Origin of the sequence: Micromonospora sp. NPDC005197 (assembly GCF_040608295.1) — a bacterium.
Lineage (GTDB): Bacteria > Actinomycetota > Actinomycetes > Mycobacteriales > Micromonosporaceae > Micromonospora.
Genome location: NZ_JBEXHY010000066.1, coordinates 21,885 through 30,508 on the forward strand (window position 1 = coordinate 21,885; position 8,624 = coordinate 30,508).

An 8,624-nucleotide genomic window follows, 5' to 3' on the forward strand; every position below is an offset into this window, starting at 1 on the left:
GGCCGCGCCGGTCCGATCAGCCGGTCAGCACGACCGCCCCGGCCGGGCAGGTTCGCCCCCTGTCGAGCTGCCCCATATCTGGGCCGGCCGTCGACGCGGACCCTTCGACTAGCGGTCGGTGGCCAGGCGGGCGTGCAGGTGCTCGTCGTAGCGGCGGCCGTCGCCGTACTGGTACGCCTCGCGCAGCGTCCCCTCGGCGAGATAGCCGGCCCGCTCGGCGACCCGGCAGGACGCCGTGTTGGCCACCGCGTGGCACAGCTCCACCCGGTGCAGCCGAAGGTCGCCGAACGCCCACTCGGTGAGCCGGATGACAGCCCGCGTCGCCACCCCGCGCCCGCGCGCCGCCGGCATCGTCCAGTAGCCGATGGAGGCGTCGCCGTGGTGGATGTGGTGCAGCGACACCGAGCCGAGCAGCTCGCCGTCGGCGGCGGTGGTCACCGCCATGGAGGCGTGGTCACCGGCCGACCAGTCGGCCCGGCGACGCACCCAGAGCAGGGCGGCCTGGTCGTCGACCGGGCCGCCACCCTGCGGGTTCCACTGCGCGATGGCCGGGTCACGCAGGGCGTCGCGCACCGCCGGGGCGTCCGCCTCTTGCCACGGGCGCAGCAGCAGGTCGTCGGCGGCGAGCTCCACGTGTTCCACGAAGCCGGAGTCTGGCACACCCCGCGCCGGCGCCGCCGCCCAATTACCCCGAGCTTTGTTCAAAGCTGTACGAAGCACACCACCAACCGGACAGACGTGACGCAGAAAACGCGCGATAGCGCTAGTTAAATTTTGAACTAGCGCTATCGTGATGGGCGTGACCGAGAGCCTGGACAGCACCCGAGCGGCCGCCTGGCGTGCCTACATCGAGGCCAGCCAGCGCCTGTTCACCCAGCTGGAAGACGACCTGCGCGCCGACAGCGACCTCACCTTCGCCGACTACCACGTGCTGGTCCTGCTCTCCGAGGCGCCGGGGCAACGACTGCGGATGGGCGAGCTGGCCGGCCGGCTGGTCTTCTCCCCCAGCCGACTGACGTACCAGATCTCCTCGATGCAGCGGCGCGGGCTGGTCAGCAAGGAGGCCTGCCCGGACGACCGACGCGGCAGCGAGGCCGTGCTCACCGCCGCCGGACTGCTCACCCTGTCCGAAGCCGCACCCCACCACCTGGCATCGGTGCGTACCCACCTGATGGACGACCTCGACGACGCCGAGGTCGCCTGCCTCACCCGGGTCTTCGACCGGCTCGGCCGCCGCCTGCGGGCGGCCGGCACCACGTCGAGCAACACCCACGCCACACGTTAAGGAGCCCCCGATGCCCGCGATCACCGTCGACAACGTCCTCGTCCTGCCCCGCCTGCCCAAGCTCGACGAGTCCACCAGCTTCCGCAAGGTCCGCACGGTGACCACCGCGCCCAGCGGCTTCGAGGGTGAGGGCTTCCCGGTCCGCCGGGCCTTCGCCGGGGTCTCGACGACCGACCTGGACCCGTTCATCCACCTCGACCAGATGGGCGAGGTGGACTACGCGCCGGGCGAGCCGAAGGGCACCCCGTGGCACCCGCACCGCGGCTTCGAGACCGTCACGTACATCATCGACGGCGTCTTCGACCACCAGGACTCGCACGGCGGCGGTGGCACCATCACCGACGGCGACACCCAGTGGATGACGGCCGGCAGCGGCCTGCTGCACATCGAGGCCCCGCCGGAGCACCTCGTGCTGAGCGGCGGGCTCTTCCACGGCACGCAGCTCTGGGTCAACCTGCCCCGCGCGGCCAAGATGAACCCGCCTCGCTACCAGGACATCCGGGGCCGGGAGTCGGCTCTGCTCACCACGCCCGACGGCGGCGCGCTGATCCGGGTCATCGCCGGTGAGGTGGCCGGGCACCGGGGCCCGGGGTCGACGTTCACGCCGATCACCATCACCCACGTCACGGTACAGCCGGGCGCGCAGGTCGACCTGCCCTGGAACCCCGACTTCAACGCGCTGGTGTACGTCCTCGGCGGGCGCGGCACCGTCGGCGTCGAGCGCCGGCCGGTCCGCACCGGTCAGCTCGCGGTGCACGGTCCGGGCGACGCCCTGCGCTTCAGCGCGGACCCCACGCAGGACAGCAACACCCCGGCGCTGGACCTCTACATCATGGGCGGTCAGCCCATCCGGGAGCCGGTGGCACAGTACGGCCCGTTCGTGATGAACACCCGCGACGAGCTGCTCCAGGCGTTCGAGGACTTCAAGGCCGGCCGGCTCGGTGTGATCCCCACCGAGCGGGTGCCGCACACCGACGGCCAGGGCCCGCGCCCCTGACCCTGACCCATGCGAAAGGCCCCCGGTTCGCACCGGGGGCCTTTGCGTAGTACGGGTCAGGCCGTTTGGTGGGCCTTCGCCATGTCGACGAACGCCCGCCAGGCCGCCAGGCTGAAGGCCAGCGCGGGGCCGGCCTGGTCCTTCGAGTCCCGAACGCCAACGACGCCGGGCAGGTTGTCGGCAACCTCGACGCAGGCCCCTTGATTGCTACCGCTGCGGGTGCTCTTACGCCAGCGTGCGCCGGTCAGCTCCATGTCCCTGCCACTTCCCTTATGAGTTCGATCGACTGCTCATGGGACAGTGCCATGCCGCGTACGTTCTCCCGTGCTATTCCAAGGGTTCCGTGCGCGAAGGTGTTGGCGCGCCTGATGGTCGAAGACCGTGCCGGCGACGTCGTCCCGGGGCGCGGGAGGCAGCCAGCAGGGTAGATCTTGGACACTTTCCGTTAGCTGCTAACGGAAAGTGTCCAAGATTGCCAGCGATGGTGGGTGAGGCGGGCCGGGGTCGTGCCGGTACGGGAGGGTTTGGTTCTGTCGGCGGCCGGAGGTCAGCTCGCCGCGACACGTCACCGACGGCCGGGCGTTCGACCATCATGGTCGGGAGCCGACGTGCACGATGGACACCGTGCGCAGAGTTCCGCAGAGTGATGCCACGCCCAGCCTACATCGGGGCCCGGACTGCTGTCAGTCGGGCGAAAAGCCCTGTTGAGCTGGGGTTTCGCCGCTATAACCTCGCTGATCGTGATCACCGACGACTCTTGGACGACGCTCCGACCGACCGCCGATTCTTCGACGAACGACGGCCACCTTGGCAGCCCCAGGGTCGTCTACATCCGCGGCAACCTCTGGCTGGACGGTCCGGCTGGAGACCCGGTGGCGCGGGGTTTGGCGGGCAATCCGGCGGCACCGCTCGACGTGCTGCTGCGCCTCCTCGATGACCACGCCGAGGCCGTTCCGGCAGCATTCCGGCGACGGGCCGACCTGCCGCCTGCGGTCGTCGCGGCGGCGACGCGTCACCCCGTGGCCCGCGTACGCGGCGCGCTCGCGGCCAACCCGCACGTCGACCCGGCGATCCGGCTCCGCCTCGCGGACGACCCCGAGCACCGCGTCGTCGAACTCGTTCGCGAGGATCCGGGCCTGGCATTGCCGGACCGCGCGTTCATGCGGTCCGTGGACCAGCTCCTCGGGTACTTCCGGCGTGGCCTCATGACACCGACCGAGCTGCGCGGCGAGGTCATCGACCTGGGGACGCGCGACCGGCGTGCGGTCCGCAGCATCGCCACCCATCCAGAACCCCTTGTACGCGCCGCCGCGGTCGACCTGCTCGGCAGCGTGCACGAGACGTCCCGCGAGCAGTTGCGCGAAGTCCTGCTACACGACGACGTACCGGAGGTACGGGCGGCGACGGCCCACTTCTTCGCCGAGCGGGAACGGGCACAGGAGCCTGCGGACCTGCCCGGCAACGGGTACGCGTACCGAGGCATGCTGAGCGACCTGCGGCTCGCGCCCGCGCTCATCGAGTACGTGCTTGCCGACCGGGACGGCCGGCAGGGCGCCGACGCGATGGCGACCAACCCGACACTGCCGCCGGAGGTGGTCGAGGCGTTGCTCGGCCACCCTTCGGCAGATGTCCGGTGCGGCCTCGCCCGGCGCGACGACCTGACCAGCTCGCAACTGGCGCGGCTCGCCGCTGATCCGGACGTGTCCGTCCGCACCGCCGTCTCCGTCCATCCCGCGCTCAGCGAGGTGGACCGCGCGGCGATCGACATCGACCTGACCACGGCACTGTGGGACCGCCGGACCGGCCTCTGCTGGCACCACCGGTCGGTGTTGCCGCCCCCACCACTGCCGCCGTTGGCGGAATCGGTGCGCCTCGCCTCGTCGGTCAACCCGCTGCTGCGCCGGCGGGCCGCGGTCGATCCGCGACTGCCCGCCGACGTCGTCGCCGCGCTCGCCGACGACCCCGATCCCGACGTACGAACCCTCCTCGCCCACCACCATCCGGCCGCACCACCCGACCTGCTGCTGCGGGTGTTCCGCGAGTACGAGCACCGCCGGTGCGACCGCTATCGGCTGCTGGCTCTGCCGAACTTCCCGACTGCGGCGCTGGCCCGGTTCGCCGACGACCAGGATCCAGCGGTCCGGCGGCTCGTCGCCCACGACCCACAGGCGGATCCGGCGCTCATCGACCGACTCACCCACGACCCCGACGCCGCAGTACGCCAGGCGATGGCGGTATGCCCTCGACTACCGGTGGACCGAATCGTCGAGTTGCTCGGCCACGCCGAGCTGGCCGAGGCCGCAGCGGCGAACCCGTCTCTGCCCGTGCACGTAATGCGAAAGCGAGTCGCCTCGCCCTCCCCTTGATCTACTCCAGATCGGCGATGTGGGGGCATCTCGTCGCGGGGAAGCCCCCACATCGCCGATCTGGAGACGATCGGCGCACCGGAGCCGATCCAGCTGACCCGCCGCGGCCTTACGAGACCGCGAAAATCCCCGCGACGCCCAGAATCACCATCAGCAACACCGCTACCAGCGCACCCCGTTCGCTCTCCACCGCCGGCTCGCGGTACTCGGTCACGGGGTTCGTCGTCTCGCGGTGCATGGTGTGGCCTCCTCGGCTGTTCGGTCGTGCTCGCGTCGTCATCCAGGTCACCGTTCGGCCGGCCTGGCATGCGGACCCGCCTCGGGGGTCCTACCGTGAGGACGTTGTCGACCTCCGGGGGGCTGGACGTGCCGTTACAGGACTGGTTCCTCAGCGCACAGGAACGCGCCAACCCGGTCTCTGGGTTACCCGTCTGGACCAGAGGAAACCTCGCCGAGCCGTTGATTCACGGCGCGGCGTACTTCGACCGGCTGGTCGAGGAGGTGGAGGCGCTGACCGACGGTGACCACCTCTTCTTCACCGACTGGCGGGGCGACCCGGACCAGCGGCTGCGCCCCGACGGCCCCACAGTGGCCCAGCTCTTCGCCCAGGCCGCCCAGCGGGGCGTGGTGGTCAAGGGGCTGATCTGGCGCTCACACCTGGACGCGCTGGCCTACAGCGAGGCGGAGAACCGCAACCTCAGCGAGACGATTTCGGCGGCCGGCGGCGAGGTGCTGCTCGACCAGCGGGTCCGCCGCGGCGGTTCGCACCACCAGAAGCTGGTGGTGCTGCGGCACCCGGGCGACCCGGAGCGGGACATCGCCTTCGCCGGTGGGATCGACCTGTGCCACAGTCGCCGCGACGACGCCGCGCACGGCGGTGACCCGCAGCCGGTGCAGATGTCTTCCCGGTACGGCTCGAACCCGCCCTGGCACGACGTGCAGCTCGCGGTGCGCGGCCCGGTGGTCGGCGCGCTGGACACCGTGTTCCGGGAGCGCTGGACCGACCCGATGCCGCTGGACTCGGAGAACCCGATGGCGTATCTGCGGGATCGGTTGCGCGGCGCGGACCTGCGGCCGGACCCGCTGCCCGAGCAGCCCGCCGACCCGCCCGAGTGCGGGCCGCACCAGATCCAGGTGCTGCGCACCTACCCCGCCGTCCGGCCGCGCTACTCCTTCGCGCCCGACGGCGAGCGGACCGTGGCCCGGGGCTACACCAAGGCGGTCCACCGCGCGCGACGGCTCATCTACCTGGAGGACCAGTACCTCTGGTCGACCGAGGTGGCCAACCTGTTCGCCCAGGCGCTGCGGGAGAATCCCGAGCTGCACCTGGTCGCCGTGGTGCCCCGGCACCCGGACGTGGACGGCCGGCTCGCCCTGCCACCCAACATGGTCGGCCGGGAGCAGGCGCTGTCGCTGTGCGAGCGTGCCGCGCCGGACCGGGTGCACGTGTTCGACGTGGAGAACCACGCCGGCACCCCGGTCTACGTGCACGCGAAGGTCTGCGTGGTCGACGACGTCTGGGCCAGCGTCGGCAGCGACAACTTCAACCGCCGCTCCTGGACGCACGACAGCGAGTTGTCCTGTGCGGTGCTCGACGACACGCGCGACGAGCGGACGCCCACCGACCCGGCGGGCCTCGGCGACGGGGCACGCGCCTACGCCCGGGACCTGCGGCTGCGGCTCTGGCGCGAGCACCTGGACCGGGACCCGGACGGCACGGACGACGCCGACCTGCTCGACCCGGCCGACGCCGTCGCGGCCATCACGGCCGCAGCCGACGAACTGCAACGGTGGTACGACGGCGGCCAGGTCGGCGATCGTCCGCCCGGCCGGCTGCGCCCGCACCGCCCCGAGCGGCTGCCCTGGTACATCCGCACCTGGGCGCTGCCGGTGTACCGGCTGGTCTACGACCCGGACGGCAGGCCGCTGCGCGCCAGGCTGGCCGGCACCTGGTGAACCTGCCGGGCCGGCTCGGGCAGGCCGGCTCCGCCCGGGTGCACGGTCAGCCCGCCGGGGTAGGCGAACGAGGAGCGCGGCGAGAAGTAGCCGAAGCCGATGGTCAGCGGGTTGGCGGGGCGCAGCGCGTACATCGGGTGTCGGGGTTGCAGGAACTCCACCGACTCGATCTCGAACGGCGCGACCGGCTCGGCCACGAACGGGTAGACCGAGCTGAGCAGTTGGCCGTCGCGGCACGTGAAGTAGCGGTGGTGCCCGCTGCTGATCACGTGACCGGTCTCCCCCACCCGACACCGGGCGCGGATCAGCGGCGCCCCGTCCGCCTCGGTCTCGGCGAGCAGCGCCTCGCCGCTCACCTCGATCCTGGTATGACCGGCGAGCACCGGGGCGCCCCGCGCGGTGGCGTACTCGCGGACCAGCCGGCTGGAGGCCACGTAGTGGGTCCACCAGCCGCCCGGGTTGAGCCCGCCGGGCGCGTCCACGCCCGCGAGTGAGACGCCGAGGTACGTCAACGTGTAGGCGCCGAAGCCGGAGGTCTGCGTCTCGTCCTCGACGACGTACTGGTTGAGGAACACCTGCCGGTCCGCACGGGGACGCAGCCCGGCGGGGACGAGTGCGGCGACCGCGTCAGGATCCGCTGGCAACCAGCTGAAGTACAGGGTGCGACTGTTCACGACGAGCTGGGGAGCCGCTGGATCGAGCATGGTGCCTCCGAACCGGGTGTCTACCCAGCGACGCTACGGCCGGTCCCGCCGACGGGACAACGACGGATAGTTGACACTGCCGCCCGAATGTCGGATTTCATGTTGACCACTTGGCGGAGGGTGCGGCACCGACCGGTTGGGCCCAGAGGGACGACCGGGTGCCGCAGGATCGCCCGGCACATGGGTAAGAGACCCCACAACCTGCTCGACGGCTGCCGCTTTTGCGCGTTTTGTGGTTCAACACGCCTTAAGTACATCAACCTTTCGGCTAGATTTCTCGGAGCCGATCAGGTTAAGGTGAGTCCCGAACGGCCCATTCGAAGCTAAACCAAAGCGTCACGTCTTTTTGTCCGCGGACGAGGTGCAGGGAGGACCACCCATGACCGCGCCAACGATCACCGAGCAGGCGAGCACCACGGCTGCCGAGCAGACGAGCACCACCAAGCTGGACCCGCGGGCGCTCACCGACAGCGCCGCCGACCTGCTCAACGCCATGGCCGCACTGCCCGCCAACCACCCGTCGCGCGCCGCTCTGCGGGACCGCGCGATCGAGGCCTGGCTGCCGCTGGCCAACCACCTCGCCCACCGCTACAGCGGGCGGGGCGAGCCGACCGACGACCTGGCGCAGACCGCCGCCGTCGGCCTCATCAAGGCCATCGACAAGTTCGACCCGTCCCGCGGTGTCGACTTCGCCGGCTACGCGATCCCCACCATCATCGGCGAGCTCAAGCGGCACTTCCGCGACCGCACCTGGGACATCCGGGTGCCGCGCCGCCTCCAGGAGCTGCGGCTGGCCATCTCCGACGCCAACAGCTCGCTGCTGCAGACCCTCGGCCGCTCGCCGACGGTCGCCGACATCGCCGCCCACCTCAAGCTCACCGAGGAAGAGGTCCTGGAGGGCCTGGAGGGCGCCCGCGCGTACAACGCGGTGTCGCTGTCCACCCCGACCGGCGACGGCGAGCGGGCCACCGAGCTGGGTGACATGCTCGGCGGCGAGGACAACGAGTTCGAGCTGGCCGAGCTGCGGGTCGCCCTCGGCCCCGCGCTGGCCACGCTCGACGAGCGTGAGCAGAAGATCCTCACCCTGCGGTTCTACGGCAACCTGACCCAGTCGCAGATCGCCGACCAGATCGGCGTCTCGCAGATGCACGTCTCCCGGCTGCTGGCCCGGGCGCTGACCAAGCTGCGCGGCCAGCTCGACGGCACGTACTAGGCACCACACGATGAAGGGCCGGGTCAGCGTGGACCCGGCCCTTCATCGTGTGTCGGGACGTTCGAACGGCGCACCGGCCGGGTCGCTCCCTCAGGGGCAGCGG

9 protein-coding genes are annotated in these 8,624 nt (G+C 71.2%); 5 read left to right on the top strand and 4 right to left on the bottom strand.

Annotated features, from left to right (window positions below; translation table 11 throughout):
• Positions 1 to 108 precede the first annotated feature (108 nt).
• On the bottom strand, positions 109 to 642 hold the full coding sequence (locus tag ABZU46_RS20615) for a GNAT family N-acetyltransferase (protein WP_354860160.1): 534 nt from the start codon (positions 640 to 642) through the stop codon (positions 109 to 111).
• A 157-nt stretch (positions 643 to 799) separates the two neighbouring features.
• On the opposite strand from ABZU46_RS20615, the gene ABZU46_RS20620 reads away from it, so the two are divergent.
• Positions 800 to 1,285 (top strand): MarR family transcriptional regulator, encoded by a 486-nt coding sequence (locus tag ABZU46_RS20620; RefSeq protein ID WP_354860163.1) that lies wholly within the window; start codon positions 800 to 802, stop codon positions 1,283 to 1,285.
• Positions 1,286 to 1,295: 10 nt separating this feature from the next.
• Entirely contained in the window at positions 1,296 to 2,282 is a 987-nt protein-coding gene (locus ABZU46_RS20625) for a pirin family protein (protein WP_354860165.1), read from the top strand.
• Between the two features lie 56 nt (positions 2,283 to 2,338).
• Here the strand turns inward: ABZU46_RS20625 and ABZU46_RS20630 are convergent, their stop codons facing one another.
• Positions 2,339 to 2,536: a DUF397 domain-containing protein gene (locus ABZU46_RS20630; protein WP_354860168.1), complete on the bottom strand. Its 198-nt coding sequence runs from the start codon at positions 2,534 to 2,536 to the stop codon at positions 2,339 to 2,341.
• Positions 2,537 to 3,154: 618 nt separating this feature from the next.
• Here ABZU46_RS20630 and ABZU46_RS20635 point away from each other — a divergent pair.
• Positions 3,155 to 4,648, top strand: a complete 1,494-nt coding sequence (locus ABZU46_RS20635) for a hypothetical protein (RefSeq protein WP_354860171.1) — start codon at positions 3,155 to 3,157, stop codon at positions 4,646 to 4,648.
• A 109-nt stretch (positions 4,649 to 4,757) separates the two neighbouring features.
• Here the strand turns inward: ABZU46_RS20635 and ABZU46_RS20640 are convergent, their stop codons facing one another.
• Positions 4,758 to 4,886, bottom strand: coding sequence for a hypothetical protein (locus tag ABZU46_RS20640; RefSeq protein ID WP_354860174.1), 129 nt, complete (start codon positions 4,884 to 4,886; stop codon positions 4,758 to 4,760).
• Between the two features lie 128 nt (positions 4,887 to 5,014).
• On the opposite strand from ABZU46_RS20640, the gene ABZU46_RS20645 reads away from it, so the two are divergent.
• Positions 5,015 to 6,604, top strand: coding sequence for a phospholipase D-like domain-containing protein (locus tag ABZU46_RS20645; protein WP_354860188.1), 1,590 nt, complete (start codon positions 5,015 to 5,017; stop codon positions 6,602 to 6,604).
• Here the strand turns inward: ABZU46_RS20645 and ABZU46_RS20650 are convergent.
• Complete coding sequence (locus ABZU46_RS20650) at positions 6,553 to 7,308, bottom strand: hypothetical protein (protein ID WP_354860177.1); 756 nt, start codon at positions 7,306 to 7,308, stop codon at positions 6,553 to 6,555. The two genes, ABZU46_RS20645 and ABZU46_RS20650, sit on opposite strands and share 52 nt — an antisense overlap.
• Positions 7,309 to 7,687: 379 nt before the next feature.
• On the opposite strand from ABZU46_RS20650, the gene ABZU46_RS20655 reads away from it, so the two are divergent.
• A complete protein-coding gene (locus ABZU46_RS20655) occupies positions 7,688 to 8,521 on the top strand; it encodes a SigB/SigF/SigG family RNA polymerase sigma factor (RefSeq protein WP_354860179.1) in 834 nt (277 codons plus the stop codon).
• Positions 8,522 to 8,624 lie beyond the last annotated feature (103 nt).

Excerpts from the sequence above, each read along its gene's own strand:
- ABZU46_RS20650 (WP_354860177.1), bottom strand. The coding sequence starts at position 7,308 with ATGCTCGATCCAGCGGCTCCCCAGCTCGTCGTGAACAGTCGCACCCTG.
- ABZU46_RS20655 (WP_354860179.1), top strand. The coding sequence starts at position 7,688 with ATGACCGCGCCAACGATCACCGAGCAGGCGAGCACCACGGCTGCCGAG.
- ABZU46_RS20625 (WP_354860165.1), top strand. The coding sequence starts at position 1,296 with ATGCCCGCGATCACCGTCGACAACGTCCTCGTCCTGCCCCGCCTGCCC.
- ABZU46_RS20640 (WP_354860174.1), bottom strand. The coding sequence starts at position 4,886 with ATGCACCGCGAGACGACGAACCCCGTGACCGAGTACCGCGAGCCGGCG.
- ABZU46_RS20630 (WP_354860168.1), bottom strand. The coding sequence starts at position 2,536 with ATGGAGCTGACCGGCGCACGCTGGCGTAAGAGCACCCGCAGCGGTAGC.